Source organism: Polaribacter sp. IC073 (assembly GCF_007997075.1).
Classification (GTDB): Bacteria; Bacteroidota; Bacteroidia; order Flavobacteriales; family Flavobacteriaceae; genus Polaribacter.
On the sequence record NZ_VORS01000001.1, the window covers coordinates 464,651 to 481,169 of the forward strand.

Annotated in this window: 16 protein-coding genes; 15 read left to right on the forward strand and 1 reads right to left on the reverse strand. The window is 27.9% G+C overall.

Annotated elements, in window-relative coordinates; all coding sequences use genetic code 11:
* The first annotated feature begins 90 nt into the window (after window positions 1-90).
* From ES045_RS02085 to ES045_RS02135, 11 genes are all read left to right on the forward strand, one after another.
* Window positions 91-1,356, forward strand: coding sequence for a D-alanyl-D-alanine carboxypeptidase (locus tag ES045_RS02085; RefSeq protein ID WP_147111602.1), 1,266 nt, complete (start codon window positions 91-93; stop codon window positions 1,354-1,356).
* A gap of 31 nt (window positions 1,357-1,387) precedes the next feature.
* Entirely contained in the window at window positions 1,388-1,600 is a 213-nt protein-coding gene (locus tag ES045_RS02090; protein ID WP_147111605.1) for a hypothetical protein, read from the forward strand.
* Between the two features lie 281 nt (window positions 1,601-1,881).
* Entirely contained in the window at window positions 1,882-3,378 is a 1,497-nt protein-coding gene (locus tag ES045_RS02095) for a hypothetical protein (RefSeq protein ID WP_147111607.1), read from the forward strand.
* Between the two features lies 1 nt (window position 3,379).
* Window positions 3,380-3,814, forward strand: a complete 435-nt coding sequence (locus tag ES045_RS02100; protein ID WP_147111610.1) for a hypothetical protein — start codon at window positions 3,380-3,382, stop codon at window positions 3,812-3,814.
* Window positions 3,815-4,283: 469 nt separating this feature from the next.
* Entirely contained in the window at window positions 4,284-5,177 is an 894-nt protein-coding gene (locus tag ES045_RS02105) for a hypothetical protein (RefSeq protein ID WP_147111613.1), read from the forward strand.
* A complete protein-coding gene (locus ES045_RS02110; RefSeq protein WP_147111616.1) occupies window positions 5,137-5,778 on the forward strand; it encodes a hypothetical protein in 642 nt (213 codons plus the stop codon). Before ES045_RS02105 ends, ES045_RS02110 begins: the two co-directional genes overlap by 41 nt.
* A gap of 10 nt (window positions 5,779-5,788) precedes the next feature.
* Window positions 5,789-6,460 (forward strand): hypothetical protein, encoded by a 672-nt coding sequence (locus ES045_RS02115; protein WP_147111619.1) that lies wholly within the window; start codon window positions 5,789-5,791, stop codon window positions 6,458-6,460.
* 753 nt (window positions 6,461-7,213) lie between these two features.
* A complete protein-coding gene (locus ES045_RS02120) occupies window positions 7,214-7,432 on the forward strand; it encodes a hypothetical protein (RefSeq protein ID WP_147111622.1) in 219 nt (72 codons plus the stop codon).
* Window positions 7,433-7,663: 231 nt separating this feature from the next.
* Entirely contained in the window at window positions 7,664-7,993 is a 330-nt protein-coding gene (locus ES045_RS02125; protein WP_147111625.1) for a hypothetical protein, read from the forward strand.
* A gap of 440 nt (window positions 7,994-8,433) precedes the next feature.
* Window positions 8,434-8,667: a hypothetical protein gene (locus tag ES045_RS02130; RefSeq protein ID WP_147111628.1), complete on the forward strand. Its 234-nt coding sequence runs from the start codon at window positions 8,434-8,436 to the stop codon at window positions 8,665-8,667.
* 1 nt (window position 8,668) lies between these two features.
* Window positions 8,669-9,364: a hypothetical protein gene (locus ES045_RS02135; RefSeq protein ID WP_147111631.1), complete on the forward strand. Its 696-nt coding sequence runs from the start codon at window positions 8,669-8,671 to the stop codon at window positions 9,362-9,364.
* 140 nt (window positions 9,365-9,504) lie between these two features.
* On the opposite strand, the gene mutS is transcribed toward ES045_RS02135, so the two are convergent.
* Complete coding sequence (gene mutS, locus ES045_RS02140; RefSeq protein WP_147111634.1) at window positions 9,505-12,114, reverse strand: DNA mismatch repair protein MutS; 2,610 nt, start codon at window positions 12,112-12,114, stop codon at window positions 9,505-9,507.
* Between the two features lie 188 nt (window positions 12,115-12,302).
* On the opposite strand from mutS, the gene ES045_RS02145 reads away from it, so the two are divergent.
* The 4 genes from ES045_RS02145 (at window position 12,303) to ES045_RS02160 (ending at window position 16,386) form a co-directional block, all read left to right on the forward strand.
* Window positions 12,303-13,034, forward strand: coding sequence for a DUF3800 domain-containing protein (locus tag ES045_RS02145; protein ID WP_147111637.1), 732 nt, complete (start codon window positions 12,303-12,305; stop codon window positions 13,032-13,034).
* A gap of 139 nt (window positions 13,035-13,173) precedes the next feature.
* Window positions 13,174-13,701: an RNA methyltransferase gene (locus tag ES045_RS02150; RefSeq protein WP_147111639.1), complete on the forward strand. Its 528-nt coding sequence runs from the start codon at window positions 13,174-13,176 to the stop codon at window positions 13,699-13,701.
* A gap of 74 nt (window positions 13,702-13,775) precedes the next feature.
* On the forward strand, window positions 13,776-15,719 hold the full coding sequence (locus ES045_RS02155; protein WP_189662999.1) for an ATP-binding protein: 1,944 nt from the start codon (window positions 13,776-13,778) through the stop codon (window positions 15,717-15,719).
* Window positions 15,709-16,386, forward strand: coding sequence for a response regulator transcription factor (locus ES045_RS02160; RefSeq protein WP_147111645.1), 678 nt, complete (start codon window positions 15,709-15,711; stop codon window positions 16,384-16,386). Before ES045_RS02155 ends, ES045_RS02160 begins: the two co-directional genes overlap by 11 nt.
* The last annotated feature ends 133 nt before the right edge of the window (window positions 16,387-16,519 follow it).

The window sequence follows — 16,519 nt, forward strand, 5'->3', positions numbered from 1 at the left end:
GTACAAAGGTAAAAATTTATTAAAGATATAAAGATAAGAAAATAAATTATTTGTAGTTTAGAAATCAGAAATAATTTAAAATGGTTTATCATGTGTAAAAAACTACTCGGTTTTTTAGTTTTTATCTTTTTAATAACGAGTTGTAAATCGACAAAGAGCTCTAGAAAACTTATTAAAAACGTAACTTCTTCTTTCTATAAAAATCAATTTACAGGAATTTATATCTATGATGTAGCCGCAGATAAAGTTGTTTATAATTACCAGGGAGAAAAGTACTTTACACCCGCAAGTAATGCGAAGATATTTACGCTTTTTGCAGGTTTAAAATTGTTACCAGACTCTATACCTGCGTTTAAATACGCAATTAATAAAGACACAATTATCATTAAAGGAATGGGAGATCCAACTTTTTTGCATCCTTTTTTTAAAGATAGTACTGCCTTAAAAATGATAAAAAACTTTAAAAAGGTTCATTTAATTGTTGACAATATTTCTGATAAAAGATATGGTCCTGGTTGGGCTTGGGAAGATTTTGATAGTTATTTTAGTCCAGAAAAAAGTGCTTTTCCCATGTACGGAAATGTAGTTACCCTACACAATGAAAATGGTTTAAATGTTGCTCCTCAGTTTTTTAAGAAGGATTTAAAAATTACAGAAAAAGGCTATGGAAGAGAAGAGCGGAGAAATAATTTTTATTTCAGCAAAAATAGAACACGTGAAACAGAAATTCCTATGATTATAGACTCTTTATTAATTACAAATCTATGGAACGATATTGCACCTAATAAAGTTGCTATTATTAAAGAATCTAATATACATCCGGCAACAACGGCCTATAGCATTCCTAAAGACTCTCTCTTTAAAAGAATGATGGAAGTAAGTGATAATTTTTTGGCAGAACAGATTTTAATTTTAGCATCCTCTACACTGTCAGACACTTTAAGCTCTTCTAAAGTGAGAAAACACATTTTAGAGAATCAACTAAAAGACTTGCAACAAAAACCACGTTGGGTAGATGGTTCTGGTTTAAGTAGGTACAATTTATTTTCGCCGATTTCTTTTGTTGAAGTATTAACGAAGTTGTACAAAGAAATTCCAGAAGAAAGGTTATTTCATTTTTTTCCTGTTGGTGGAGCGTCTGGTACGTTAAAAAACTGGTTTTCGGGAAACCCTACCCCCTATATTCATGCAAAATCTGGCACTCTAGGTAATAATTATAACCTAAGTGGTTATTTAATAACCAAGTCGGGAAAAGTCTTAATATTTAGTTTTATGAACAACCATTATTTACATGCTAACAATGCTGTAAAAGAAAAAATGCAAACTACGTTTGAGTGGTTAAGAGATACGTATTAGTTATAAGTATATTTGTAAAAAATAATGAGTTATGACACCTCTAATACTTTATTCTTACCAAATTATCCTCCTCTTAATTCTATTATTTTCTTTGGTTGTAACGGCTTTGTTTTTAGCTTCAAAAAATAAAAGCAATACTCGTTTTTTAATTTGGGGAGCAATTATTTTATGTGTCCCTTTTATTGGTGCATTAGCTTGTATTATTAATTATTATATTGGTAAAAAGGAAGTTAAAACGGTTTAGCCTGCTGTTTTATTTATTAACTTTTTAAATAAATTTCTTTTAAATAACTTATTAATTCTCATTTTTAATTCTTCTTTGTTTAAAATAAGATTTTTAAAATAGGAAAACGAATGTTATTTCAATACGCTTATAATTAGAGGTTTAAATTTTTTTCTATCCCTGAAATCAGGGATACAAAACCCTGATTTCAGGGATACTAAATTTATACCATTTTCAGGGATTGACATGCACGTTTTTATGTTCTAAGTTTACATAAAAAATAATTGCTAAATTTATAATTTATGAAAATGAGAAAAAACAAATCAACTAAACTTTTAAAAATTGGAATTCTATTCTTTGGAATAACACTATTATGGAATTGTGAAAAAAATGAAGAAATTAATGACATCACTAATCAAACTTTAAGTAATGAATCTCCTTTTGAAACTATTACTTTTGAAAAAATTGTTGAAGAGAAAGAATTTAACGAAATAATAAAAGAATCTAATACTGAAAAATATTTCAATGAATCAATTAGTAAAAACCATTTTAAATCTTCAAATCAACCCGAATCTTTTTATATAATAAAGGAAACAGTAAAAAAAGTTAAAATAGAAAATTACACTTCTTACACTTTCTTAATTAAAAGAGATCGTAAATCTAAAGGCAAAAACTCTTTTGAGAATTTAATTATAGAAAAAAGAAAAAATCAGATAATAGCTTTTATTATTGAATATCAACCTTCAGAAGAATATATTAAAAACATAGATTTACCATTTTCTGGTAAAATAAATATTAAAAAAGTAGATTATAAACCTTCTTATTTAGAAAGAGAACAAGATATAGATTGTATAAATATTACACTAGCTTCTCGCAGACAATGCAGTGAGCATGGAAGTTATGGTTATTATAATAGTAAATGTAGTAATTCTACAAAAAGTGAATATGTTTATACAAGCGTTCCAAGTTGTTTTAATGGAGGAGGAAGTGGATTTGGAGGTGATGATGAAGTCGATACATTTATAGCTCCAAGTGATTCGGGAGGAGGAAGTGATGGCTATAAAGATCCTGGATCATATACAGGAGTTAATCCTCCTTGTGGCGATATTGTTCATGGTTGTGATAAAATGCCGCACTTAAAACTTGCAAAAGAATTAGGAATTAATAATCAAAGCCAAATTAATTATTTAGAAGAAAACGAAGAGTTGGTAGATATTATCAATGATTTTCTTGATGAGAATAATAATTCTATTGAAGCTGAAAGTTTAGCTAAAGAAATAATATTAGCAGGATTAAATGGAAATTTAATTTCCGCTTTTCCTTTTGTAAAATATCCTCCAGGTAGTAATTATGGAACTTTATACCCAAAGCTTACGGAATATTTAAAAAACCAATTACCAACACTCAAAAATAATCAAGCCATAATTAATAAGATTGTTAAATATGGAGATTTACCTGCATCAGATGTAAGAGAACATTTAGAATGGGGAAAGGGTCCTACTATTGAAATTAAACAATTAGGTGGCAATAAATACGGTTTATTCAACGGTAATAGTCTAAATACTTTAAACCTTGATATTGATTTAGTTAATGATTTAGAAAACACAACACCTAATACTAAATTAGCAAATGCTTTTTCGTTTTTAATAGGTGTTACAATACTTCATGAATATGTTCATTTGAGTGAATATACTGATGGTAGTTGGAACAGTCCAGAATCGGGAGAATTATTTGAAATAGATGCTTATGGACAATCTGTTTGGAGAAATAATGCTTCAATCATTTTAAAAAGAAATTAATATGAAATATATTCTTACTAAGAAATCTTTATTACTAATATTTGTTTTAGTTAGCATTAATAATTGTTTTTCTCAAAAAAATAAATGTGAATATCAAACAGAAATAATAAAAATCATCTTGACTGACATTCAATTTAAAAATTTAATAATTAATAAGAAGACTATTGAGATTGAGAATTCTTTTTGTTCAGGAAAGAAGGAGGAAATAACAATACAGAAAAAAAAAGAAAAAATTATTTTATCTTTTTTAAAAAATAAAATAAAATCAGATGATAAAATTTCATTTCTTGAATACGAGGAAACGGAAAAAATTATTTATGCTAAATTATCTATTTTTCATAAAAATGCTGTTTTTTCTATATTACTCAAAAAACATAATATTAATGGTTTGAAATTAATAAATAGTTGGATGGAATTTATTAAAAGAGAGAAATAAATACAAACCACAACCAGGTATATAAAAAATAGCAGTTAAGTGCAAACTATTCGGTTTGTGCTTTTTTTATTTATAAACTGAATGAAAAAGCTAATTTACTCTGCTACTTTCCATATAGCCGAACGTTACTTCTTCAACAACATCCGTTTAATCTCATTTAACTTCATCAACGCTTCAATTGGCGTTAACGTATCTATATTCGTCGCTAAAATTTGTTTATTACTTTTAAAAATCTCTTTTTTTTCCTTTTTTAATTTCTCTTTATTTTAAAAAATATGTTAAAAAATGGAAAATCACAGATTCTTATAATATACTTATAACCAATAGTTTGAGTTGTTTTCTGTCCCTGAAATCAGGGATACATAACCCTGATTTCAAGGGTGCTAAAGTTATACCATTTTCAGGGATTGACATGCACGTTTTTATGTTCTAAGTTTACTAAAAGAAATAATTGCTAAATTTATAATTTATGAAAATGAGAAAAAACAAATCAACTAAACTTTTAAAAATTGGAATTCTATTCTTTGGAATAACACTATTATGGAATTGTGAAAAAAATGAAGAAATTAATGACATCACTAATCAAACTTTAAGTAATGAATCTCCTTTTGAAACTATTACTTTTGAAAAAATTGTTGAAGAGAAAGAATTTAACGAAATAACAAAAGAATCTAATACTGAAAAATATTTCAATGAATCAATTAGTAAAAACCATTTTAAATCTTCAAATCAACCCGAATCTTTTTATATAATAAAGGAAACAGTAAAAAAAGTTAAAATAGAAAATTACACTTCTTACACTTTCTTAATTAAAAGAGATCGTAAATTTAAAGGCAAAAACTCTTTTGAGAATTTAATTATAGAAAAAAGAAAAAATCAGATAATAGCTTTTATTATTGAATATCAACCTTCAGAAGAATATATTAAAAACACAGATTTACCATTTTCTGGTAAAATAAATATTAAAAAAGTAGATTATAAACCTTCTTATTTAGAAAGAGAACAAGATATAGATTGTATAAATATTACAATAGCTTCTTGCAGACAATGCAGTGAGCATGGAAGTTATGGTTATTATAATAGTAAATGTAGTAATTCTACAAAAAGTGAATATGTTTATACAAGCGTTCCAAGTTGTTTTAATGGAGGAGGAAGTGGATTTGGAGGTGATGATGAAGTCGATACATTTATAGTTCCAAGTGATTCGGGAGAAGGAAGTGATGGCTATAAAGATACTGGATCATATACAGGAGTTAATCCTCCTTGTGGCGATATTGTTCATGGCTGTGATAAAGAAGACCAAATGGATGAAGAAAATGAAGATGACCAAATTATTAATGAACTTACGGGTAAGGATTTATAATAAATTAAAAAGTCTTTCACTTTTTAAACAAACAATCGGGAATTTTGCAAATGGTAATTATAATTTAACCTTTACAAATAAAGGTAAATGTAATGCCATAGCTGGAGAAGCAGCTTGTACAGATCCAATTGACTTATCTAATGGAAATATAACTATTAAAATTTTAGAACCAGCATCTCAAGGGTTAGATTATTCAGCAACATTATTACACGAAGGTATTCATGCAAGTATATATAGATATGTAGATGAGTATAAAAAAGGGTTAAATCCAAATAAAAAAGAAAATATATTTTATTGGTATAACTTTTATAAAGCTAAAAATGCAAGAGACAGAGGGACTGCATATGCACAACATCAACATATGCAAGATGCTTATGTTAGACCCCTAGCAGTTTCATTAAGAAAACTTGATAATTATAGATACCCTTTAGAAGATTATTATGGTTTTGCCTGGGAAGGATTAAGAGTTTATAAATATGAGGATTATATTGACCCAAAAGATAATAAAACAAAAACTATGACACCAGAAAAGTATAAAGACGTAATAGACAAAAAAAATGTTATATCAGCATCATCAATTTTTGCTGAAAATTGTAAATAAAACTAGTCCTATGAGAAAAATATTAATCATAATTTCCGTTTTTATTTTTTATAATTGTTCAGAAAAGCGAGAAAATAAAGTTGAGAATACCTATAAAATAATACATTTATTGTATAATGATATTACAACTGATCATATCAAAACTCTTTCTTTTCCTCCACCTCAACCTCCACTAAATAATGATGCAAATTGGGATTCGATATATGAAACTCTAGAATTAAATAGAAAAATAAAAAAAGATACCGTAAAAAAATTAAAGTCATTTATACAAGAAAATGGAAAACTTATAGTTGCATTAAATCCTACTTTATTCGTTTCTTTTTTAGAAGATTTTAAAAAAGAATACATTGAAGAATATCTAGAAGACTATGAAGTAGTTTTTGACTCTTTAAAAAAAATCAAGAATACTTTGGAAATTAATGTTTCTGAAATACCCAATAATAAATATTCATATATTTTACCATATCAGAAATATTACAGTAGAATGCCAAGAAAAGGTTATGATAAATATGATATGATATTAAATTTTTCGAGGATTGCATTTAATGAGAACAATACTAAAGCTATTATAATTATGGGAGTTGGTTTTGGTAAATTGAATGGTTTTTCTGCAATGTATTTTCTTGAAAATAGAAAAGGTAAGTGGTTCATAAAACATGAAAAAGGATTGACCATATCATAGTTGAAAATAAAATACAAACCACAATACGGTATATAAAAAATAGCAGTTAAGTGCAAACTATTCGGTTTATGCTTTTGTGCTGTTTTTATTTATAAACTGAATGAAAAAGTTAATTTACTCTGCTACTTTCCATATAGCTGAACGTTACTTCTTCAACAACATCCGTTTAATCTCATTTAACTTCATCAACGCTTCAATTGGCGTTAACGTATTTATATTTGTCGCTAAAATTTGTTTATTACTTTTAAAAATCTCTTTTTTTTCCTTTTTTAATTTCTCTTTATTTTAAAAAATATGTTAAAAAATGGAAAATCACAGATTCTTATAGTATACTTATAACCAATAGTTTGAGTTGTTTTCTATCCCTGAAATCAGGGATACATAACCCTGATTTCAGGGATACTAAATTTATACCATTTTCAGGGATTGACATGCACATTTTTATGTTCTAAGTTTACTAAAAGAAATAATTGCTAAAAATGCTATGGTAAAAGAAAAAGAGATTTACCATCTCCTGTCAAAATATGTAAAAGCTACAAAAAGACGTTAAAAATAGTTAGACAAGTGTAAATTCTGAAAATTGAAAGCGTAGGGAATAACACATAAATGATTAGTGATAAAAGAACTAATTACTTATATATTAATGGTTGTGGTTTATATTTCGCCAATCTAAATACGAAATTGAAGAGCTATTAAACTTTTGCTTATTTACAAAAAACTGAATAATAATTACTAAATTTAAACATTATGAAAATGAAAAAAAACAAATTAACTAACTACTTAAAAATTGGAATTCTATTCTTTGGAATTTCATTACTCCTATGGAACTGTGAAAAAGAAACTAATGAAAACTTTTCACCTACTTCATATAACATTACAATTGATGAAACTATTGCAGAATTTTCTATAAATTTTAATTCAGAAAATTTTAGATTTATTCCTAAAAAACCTATTTGGAAAGATGTAAAATAATTTGAAATTAATGGTAGAAAATATTTAGAAATTCCTTTCCATAAATTAAAAAATGAAGATTTAAGAAAAAATAATGCAATTAATTATTACAAACTACTAGTTTACAAAAACAATTATAATAAAATAATTTTTAATGTTGTAAGGTATTTTGCTCTTGATTTAGATAATTCTACCCCTAATTTTAATCAATTATCTTTTAAAAATATAGATAAATTTAATGGCTTTGTTACATTGTTAGACAATAATAATGAAGCAATAGAGGTTAAAAGGTATAATAATGGAATTAAATCTAATATTGAATATGAATATTCTTTTGAAGAGTTAGATAAAGATAATAGACATTTAGGTTACAGAGCTCCTAGTGAAGAACCTTGCAGAGGAGAAGTAGTTTCTTATCAATGTACAAGAATTTGTCAGTGGTATGGTAACGAAGATAATATTATTTATTGTTGGCCTTATAGTTGTACAATAACTGGTTACAAACCTGCAAATGATTCTGATTGTGCTCAAGGTGAAATTGGTGGATCAAGTACTGTAGAACAAACTTTACTTGTACTGTAGAACAAACTTTACTTGAAGAAGATGATGACCAAATTTTTAATGAACTTACGGGAAAAGAAAAATGTGCTTATGAAAAACTTAAAAGTTTAAAGCTTTTCAAATCAACAATTAAGAAGTTTGAAAAAAGTGATAATTATAATTTAATTCTGAAAAGTTGGACCAGTGGAAAATGTAACTCAAGTTATGATGAAGGCTCTGCAGATGCTAGCGATTTAAAAAATGGTAATATAACTGTTTATATTCAAGATCCACAAAAAGGGACTTTAGATGTAGCTGCAACAATTTTACATGAAGGAATACATGCTGAAATTTATAAATATGTTGACGAATATAAAAAAGGATTAGACCCTAATAATAGAAAAGAATTACTTATATGGTATAAAATTTATAAAGCAAAAAACTCTACAGACTTTGCAACATCAAATGCTCAACATCAATATATGGCAGATAACTATGTAAAACCAATTGCAAGAGCAATTAGAGCATTAGACAACAATAAGTATACTTTAGATTATTATATGGGTTTTGGATGGGATGGATTAAGAACATTTGGTTATGCTGGTTATAAAGACAAAGGAAAATGGGTTTCTTTAGACAAGGGAAAGGACACTGAATATTATAAAAAACAAGCGATAGTTCTACGCAATACTAATTTTAATAAAAATTGCAATTAAAATGAAGTTTTTAAAATATTTATTAATGTTTTTATTTACTGTATCTTGTATTAGCACAAAAGATATAAGAGAAGAAAATAAATATCAAATAATTAATTTGATATATGATAACTTTTCAAACGAATATATGACATTTTTTGTTTTTCCAGCAAGACCCTCTGTATTGCCTGATACAGATATTGATTACAGAAGAATGCTAGGTGATGAAACATATATGGATAGTTTGCATAAAATTACTTCCTCAAATAAAATAAGTAAAAACGATAGTTTATTAAAAATAAATATATATATTGATAATAATGAAAATCAACAAATTTTCGCTTTTGATTTAAAAATGGAGAAATACCATAATTTAAAAGATAGAGGAATAGAGAAAAATAAAACTGACTTTGAAAAATTATATAAAAAATTTGTTGTGTCAAAAAAAACTGACACTTTAAATATTCATAATATTTTACCTAAAAATAATGATTCAATAATTGTATATAGAAAGGAATTATTAAAGGATAAAGTTGGGGTTGAATACGAAAAATTTAATGTCCTTATTTCATTTTCAAATATTGTTTTCAATAATGACTATTCAAAAGCTATCTTAATTGGAACAAGGGGCTTTAGCGGAACAAATTCTCATTCCTTAATATATTTTTTAGAAAAACAAAATGGTAAATGGAAAAAAAGATTTGAACAAACACCTTAAAGAAACAAATACAAACCACAACACGGTATATAAAAAATAGCAGTTAAGTGCAAACTACAAAGTTTGTGCTTTTCTGTTATCTTTGTTTTAGACTGAAAGTAATTGCTTTTTTATTCTGCTACTTTCAATACACAAACACGTTACTTCTTCAACAACATCCGTTTAATCTCATTCAATTTCATCAACGCTTCAATAGGTGTTAAGGTATCTATATTTGTCGCTAAAATTTCTTCTCTAATGTTTTCTAAAAGCGGATCATCTAACTGAAAAAAACTAAGTTGCATTTCTTCATGCTGAGTTTGTTTTAAAGCGTCTTTTACATCTGCATTTTTATTGTTCTTTTCTAATTGTGCGAGTATTTTATTCGCTCTGTGAATCACCATATTTGGCATTCCAGCAAGTTTGGCTACGTGAATACCAAAACTATGATTAGAGCCACCAGAAACGAGCTTACGTAGGAAAATAATGTTGTCTTTCAACTCTTTTACAGACACATTAAAGTTTTTAATGCGCTCAAAAGTGGTGGTCATTTCATTCAATTCATGATAATGCGTAGCAAATAAGGTTTTAGCTTTAGAGGGATGCTCATGTAGAAACTCTGAAATTGCCCAAGCAATCGAAATTCCGTCATAAGTAGAAGTTCCACGACCAATTTCATCTAACAAAATTAAACTGCGCTCAGAAACGTTATTTAAGATCGAAGCTGTTTCATTCATTTCTACCATAAATGTAGATTCTCCCATAGAAATATTATCACTTGCACCAACACGTGTAAAAATTTTGTCTACAATACCAATTTTTGCATTTTGAGCAGGCACATAACTTCCCATTTGTGCTAACAAAACAATTAATGCAGTTTGTCTTAAAATAGCCGATTTACCAGACATATTTGGTCCGGTAATCATAATTATTTGTTGCTGATTTCTATTCAACACCACATCATTGGCAATATAAGTTTGGTCTATTGGCAACTGTTTTTCAATAACAGGATGCCTTCCGTTTTTTATTTCTAAATCGGTGCTTTCATCCATAATTGGGCGCACATAATTATTATCAATTGCCAAAACAGAAAAAGCGAGCAAACAGTCAATTTTTGCAATAACTTGCGCGTTTTCTTGTACAATTTGTACATATTGAATGATATATTGTAATAATTTAGAAAAAATTTCTTGTTCTAGTTTGGCTATTTTTTCTTCAGCTCCAAGAATTTTGGTTTCATATTCTTTTAGTTCTTCGGTTATATAGCGTTCTGCATTTACCAAAGTTTGTTTACGAATCCATGCTGAAGGAACTTTGTCTTTATGAGAATTTCTAACTTCTATATAATACCCAAAAACATTGTTGAACGAAATTTTTAAACTGCTAATTCCTGTGCTGTCAATTTCACGCTTTAGCATATTGTCTAAATAGGTCTTTCCAGAATTGGAAATGGCACGCAAATCATCTAATTCTTGATGAACACCAGTAGCAATGGCATTTCCTTTATTAATGTTTACGGGCGCATTGTCAAATAAGGTTTCATTAATTTTTTCAATTAAATCGGTACACGTATGTAATTGATTTCCTAATACCTTAACAGTAGTGTTTTCGCTATTTTCTGCGGATGATTTTATCGGTAAAATCGCTTTTAAAGAATCTTTTAACAAGACAATTTCTCTTGGTGAAGCCTTGCCAGTTGCAACTTTAGAAATGAGTCTTTCTAGATCTGATATTTGTTTTAACTGATACGTTACTGTCTGTGAAAAAGCATCAGAATCTATGAAGAATTTCACCAATTCATGACGGTTTTTAATGGCGTCTATATTTTTTAAAGGGAGCGCTAACCACCGTTTTAAAAGCCTTCCGCCCATGGGCGAAATGGTTTTATCAATAACATTTAAAAGTGTGACGGCGTTTATAGAATTCGGATTGTAGAGTTCTAAGTTTCTCACCGTAAAACGATCCATCCAAACATAATTATCTTCTGCAATTCTGCTAATATGCTGAATGTGCTTTAATTGATTGTGTTGTGTTTCAGATAAATAGTACATCACTGCTCCGGCAGCAATAATTCCGTTTTTTAAATCCTGAATTCCAAAACCTTTTAAGCTTTTTACCTCAAAATGATTGTGTAGCGTTTCGTTTGCATATTCCTTTTGAAAAACCCAATCATCTAAATAAAATGTATAATAACGGTTTTCAAACAATTCTAAAAACTCTTGCTTGTGTTGTTTTTGGACTAAAACTTCACTCGGACTAAAATTTTGCAACAATTTATCGATGTATTCTGCATTTCCTTGTGCCACTAGATATTCACCAGTAGAAACATCTAAGAATGAAATTCCGAGTTGTTTTTTATCAAAATGAACCGCGGCTAAAAAGTTGTTGGTTTTGGTTTGTAAAACTTCGTCATTTAAAGAAACCCCAGGCGTAACCAGTTCTGTAACACCACGTTTTACGATGGTTTTGGTCATTTTTGGGTCTTCTAACTGATCACAAATAGCCACACGCATTCCTGCTTTTACCAACTTTGGTAAATAGGTGTTTAGAGAATGATGTGGAAAACCTGCCAGAGCAGTTTCTGTTTCGCTTCCTGCGCCACGTTTGGTTAAGGTAATTCCTAAAACTCCGGCAGCTTTTTTAGCATCCTCACCAAAAGTTTCGTAGAAATCTCCCACACGAAAAAGTAACATCGCATCAGGATATCTGGTCTTGATAGCATTGTATTGTTTCATTAAAGGAGTTACCTTTTTTAGTTTCGGTTTTGCCAAGTTTTTAGAAATTTTCAGTTAGTTTTGCGAAGATAAAAATTAGTACGCAGTATTCAGTAGCAGTTTGCTGTGAACTTATTCACAAGATATGAGGAAATTAAAGAATAACGAGTTAGGTAGAATTACAGTTGATGAATTTAAATACTTAATTAGAAAATTCTTTAATACCTTTACTTAAAAGTTTGTAATTGAAGTATTATTTATTTCTTGATGAAAGTGGTGACCACGGATTAAAAAAAATTGATGAGAATTTTCCAATTTTTCTATTGTGCGGTATTTTAGTTTCTGAAAAAAATTATAAAAACGTAAAAGAAAAAATAAATAAAATAAAGTTAGAGTTTTGGAACAACAATAATGTGATTTTTCATTCTAGAGACATCAGAAAATGTAATAATGAATTTCAAATACTTTTTGATTTAGGTGTTAAAAAAAGATTTTATGAGTCTATAAATGATTTAATCTCAAAAGATAACTATAAAATTATATCTTCTTCTATAAGTAAGTTAGCATTTATTAAAAAGTATGGAAAGTTAGAAAATGATGTGTATGAAATAGCATTATCGTTTGTTTTAGAAAGAACTGTTTTTTGTTTGGATGATTTTAGAGACTGTACAGAATTAGAAATTATTATTGAGAAAAGAGGAAAAAAAGAAGACTTAAAGTTAGCAAAACATATTCAAAAAATTACACAAGTTGGAACCTATTATGTTACTTCTGAAAGAATAAAAAAAATAGGTTTTAAAACAAAATTTTCTTGGAAAAAAGAAAATATAAACGGACTACAATTAGCTGATTTAATTGCATATCCAACAGCAAAATATATTTTAAATCCAAAAGGAGTTCATTTGTCTTTTAATGTTTTTAAAAATAATTTTTATACTAAAAAAGGAAAAATTTATGGATTGAAGAAGTTTCCATAAAAAAACAAAAGGTTGGAAAAACCAACCTTATTGCCGACCGAGGACACCTCAATCCGAAATATTTTTAAAAGACAAATGTCTTTTTTGTACAGTACAAAGATACAAAAAGTAAACATATATACGACTATCAAAAAATAATATGCGTAAATTAAAGAATAACGAGTTAGGTAGAATTACAGTTGATGAATTTAAGACGGTAAAAAAAACACCAATTATTGTCATTTTAGACAATATTAGAAGTTTAAATAATATTGGTTCTGTTTTTAGAACTAGTGATGCTTTTTTGATTGAAAAAATCTATTTGTGTGGTATTTGTGCAACACCGCCTAATAAAGAAATTCATAAAACTGCCTTGGGAGCAACGGAATCTGTTGCCTGGGAATATGTAGAAGATACGCTTACTTTAGTTGAAAATTTAAAAGCAGAAAACATTAAAGTATTGGCTATTGAACAAGCAGAAAACAGCACTAAATTAGATACTTTTTATCCGAAGAAAGGTGAAAAATATGCCATTGTAATGGGAAATGAAGTAAAAGGGGTGCAGCAAGAAGTTGTAAATGCTTCCCATTTGTGTTTAGAAATTCCGCAATTAGGGACTAAGCATTCACTAAACATCTCTGTAACAACGGGTGTTGTAATTTGGGATTTATTTCAGAAAATGCAATAGAAATTTTTTTTTTAAAAATGAAATAGCTACATTTAAAATGTTAAAAATGTAATATGTTAATTCTTTTTTACCTTATGAAAAAAAACATATTCCTGTTTTTATTTTTTACCGTACTAGTCATTTTTCCCCAGAAACCTACAGACTCTATTGCTTTTTATTTAAAGAACGCGAAAGGAACACACCAGTTTTCATATCTAAAAAGAGCAGTGCTGCTTTCTGAAGAATTAAAAATAGACTCTCTCATAAAACAAACAAGTATTGAGTATGCAAAACACAGTTATTTTGCCAAAGATACTTTAGGGCTAACATTTTCTAAAAACAAATTACTAAAACACTTTCAACTTAAAAAAGATTCTTTTTCTCTAGCAAAAGCATATCATCTAGAAGCTTTGAATCATAAGATAAAAAATAATTTAGATAGTACTTTTTATTATTACCATAAATCAAAAAATGTTTCTATAGCCTTAAAAGATTCTATTGAAATAGGGAGAAGGTTATTATCTATGGCTGTTATACAAGTAAAAGAGTTAGATTTTTTAGGCTGCGAAATAACAACTATTGAAGGCCTAAAATATGTAGAGCCTATTAAAAAATATAGAACTTTAATTTCTTTATACCAAACCTTAGGCAACGCTTTAGGGAGCTTAAAAAAACCTAAAGAAGCGAGAGGTTATTATTTAAAAGCAAAGGAAATTTGTAAGTTTAATACTGTAAAATATAGAAGAGAAAAAAATTATTTAAACCTATTGAGTAATATCGGAATGACCTTTAAAGATGAAGGGAACTTAACAAAGGCAACTTCTTTGTTTAAAGAAGGATTAAATACCGATAGTCTAGAAACAAAATACCCTGAACAATACCAAGCTCTTTTAGGAAACTTATCTGCCGTATATTTTAAACAAGGAGAAATAGAGAAAGCAATAGAAGGCTATAAAATAGTTTTAAAAAGTAGAATAAAAACTAAAAACCTTTACTCTCAAAGTGTTTCACATAGTTTTTTAGCAGAAGCGTATTTAAAGAATAAAAAATACTCTTTAGCAAAAAAACATGCAAGCAGAGGTTTAGAATTAGGTAGAAAAACAAGAAACAATAAACAAGTTTTAGAATGTCTAAAGTTTTTATCAGAGCTTACTAAAGGAGAAACTGCTAAAAAGTATTTAGAAGATTATATAATATTAAACGATAGTCTATTTACTCGAGAGAGAAACTTAAAAAACCAGTTTGCAAAAGTTAGATACGAAACTGAAAAGAAGGATAAAGAAAACGCTGGCTTAAAACAAGAGAACGAAAGAAAACAGCTAGAATTAGAAACAGAAAAGCAACATAAAATAATAGGTTGGTTACTTGCCGGAGTAAGTGTTTTGTTTATAGGTTTTGGTCTAAGTATTGTTTCGATAAGAAGAAAGAAAATGATTTTTGAAGCAAAGATGCAGCAAATTAAAGCTCGTGAAAAAGAACGTCAGAAAGTTGCAAAATCCTTACACGATGAGGTTGCAGGAGATATTAGCATGTTGCATTTAAAGTTAGAAAAAACAAACCAATTAAAAGCGGCAAAAAAATTAGACATTATTAAAGAAAATGTTCGAAATTTATCGCATCAATTAAGTAGTGAAAGTTTTGACAAAGTACCTTTTAAAGATCAGATAATTAATATTGTTTCAGATTTTTTTGAAATTGATTTTAAAATTAAAATAATAGAAATTGATCGTGTTTTATGGAAAACCGTAAACAATGCTATTAAAAGAACTTTATTTTTATCGATTAGAGAAAGTATTCAGAATTCTAAAAAACATGCGCAAGCAACAGCAATTACCTTAACGTTTAATGAAACAAAAAAAGCTATTTTTTTAACTATTTCTGATAACGGAAAAGGGTTTGATGTGAGTGGTCAAAAGAAAGGCATTGGTTTAAAAAATATACAAGAACGTATTGAAGAAATTAATGGTGTTTTTTCTATTGAAAGCGAGTTAGAAAAAGGAACAAATATAAATATAGAAATCCCTAAAAGTGGCACATAAAACTAGAATTTTAATTGCAGACGATCATCAGTTAGTATTACAAGGAATCCTTTGTTCTTTAAAAGATGTGGGAGATTTTGAGTTGGTTACAACGAACAATTGTGATGAGGCTTTTGAGTTGATAATAAAACATCAAAATAACAACCCTTTTCATATCTTATTTACAGACTTAAGTTTTGATAACTGTAATGAAGCTACGAATTTAGACGGTGGAGAAGAGCTGATTAAAGCCATTAGAAATAATGAAATAAATATTAGAATAGGTGTAATTACTGGTCATACAGAAACCAATAGAGTGTACAATGTAATTCGTAACTTAAACCCCAATGCATATTTATTAAAAAGTAAATGTGATACTACAGAAATTGGTTTTGCTGTTCAAAAAATGTTAGCAAATGACTTTTATTATACGCACGAAATACATCAAAAAATAATGCGTAGAAACATTGTTCAGATACAAATGGATGATGTGGCTATTCAGGTATTAAAAGAGCTTCCTAATCATCCGAAAATAGGTAATTTAGAAGGTGTTATTAAAAAAAATGATGGTTCTCTTTTGAAACTTCGCTCTATCGAAACAAAACTAGCAAACTTAAGAATAGATTTAAACGCAAACAACAATACAGATTTAATTCTTAAGGCAAAAGAATTAGGTATTATAGATTAATTCTTGGTTTTGCGGAAATATACATTCTTAATTACGGTTTCTCGTAAAGTTATTCTCTTTAGGTAAACTATTTTTGTTGTGTAGCTATTTTAGTTTAAAATACTACAATTGAAATGGGAGTAATTGCAGATTT

Coding starts and splice junctions, on each gene's coding strand:
- ES045_RS02085 (WP_147111602.1), top strand. CDS start 91: ATGTGTAAAAAACTACTCGGTTTTTTAGTTTTTATCTTTTTAATAACG.
- ES045_RS02090 (WP_147111605.1), top strand. CDS start 1,388: ATGACACCTCTAATACTTTATTCTTACCAAATTATCCTCCTCTTAATT.
- ES045_RS02095 (WP_147111607.1), top strand. CDS start 1,882: ATGAAAATGAGAAAAAACAAATCAACTAAACTTTTAAAAATTGGAATT.
- ES045_RS02100 (WP_147111610.1), top strand. CDS start 3,380: ATGAAATATATTCTTACTAAGAAATCTTTATTACTAATATTTGTTTTA.
- ES045_RS02105 (WP_147111613.1), top strand. CDS start 4,284: ATGAAAATGAGAAAAAACAAATCAACTAAACTTTTAAAAATTGGAATT.
- ES045_RS02110 (WP_147111616.1), top strand. CDS start 5,137: ATGACCAAATTATTAATGAACTTACGGGTAAGGATTTATAATAAATTA.
- ES045_RS02115 (WP_147111619.1), top strand. CDS start 5,789: ATGAGAAAAATATTAATCATAATTTCCGTTTTTATTTTTTATAATTGT.
- ES045_RS02120 (WP_147111622.1), top strand. CDS start 7,214: ATGAAAAAAAACAAATTAACTAACTACTTAAAAATTGGAATTCTATTC.
- ES045_RS02130 (WP_147111628.1), top strand. CDS start 8,434: ATGGCAGATAACTATGTAAAACCAATTGCAAGAGCAATTAGAGCATTA.
- ES045_RS02135 (WP_147111631.1), top strand. CDS start 8,669: ATGAAGTTTTTAAAATATTTATTAATGTTTTTATTTACTGTATCTTGT.
- ES045_RS02150 (WP_147111639.1), top strand. CDS start 13,174: ATGCGTAAATTAAAGAATAACGAGTTAGGTAGAATTACAGTTGATGAA.
- ES045_RS02155 (WP_189662999.1), top strand. CDS start 13,776: ATGAAAAAAAACATATTCCTGTTTTTATTTTTTACCGTACTAGTCATT.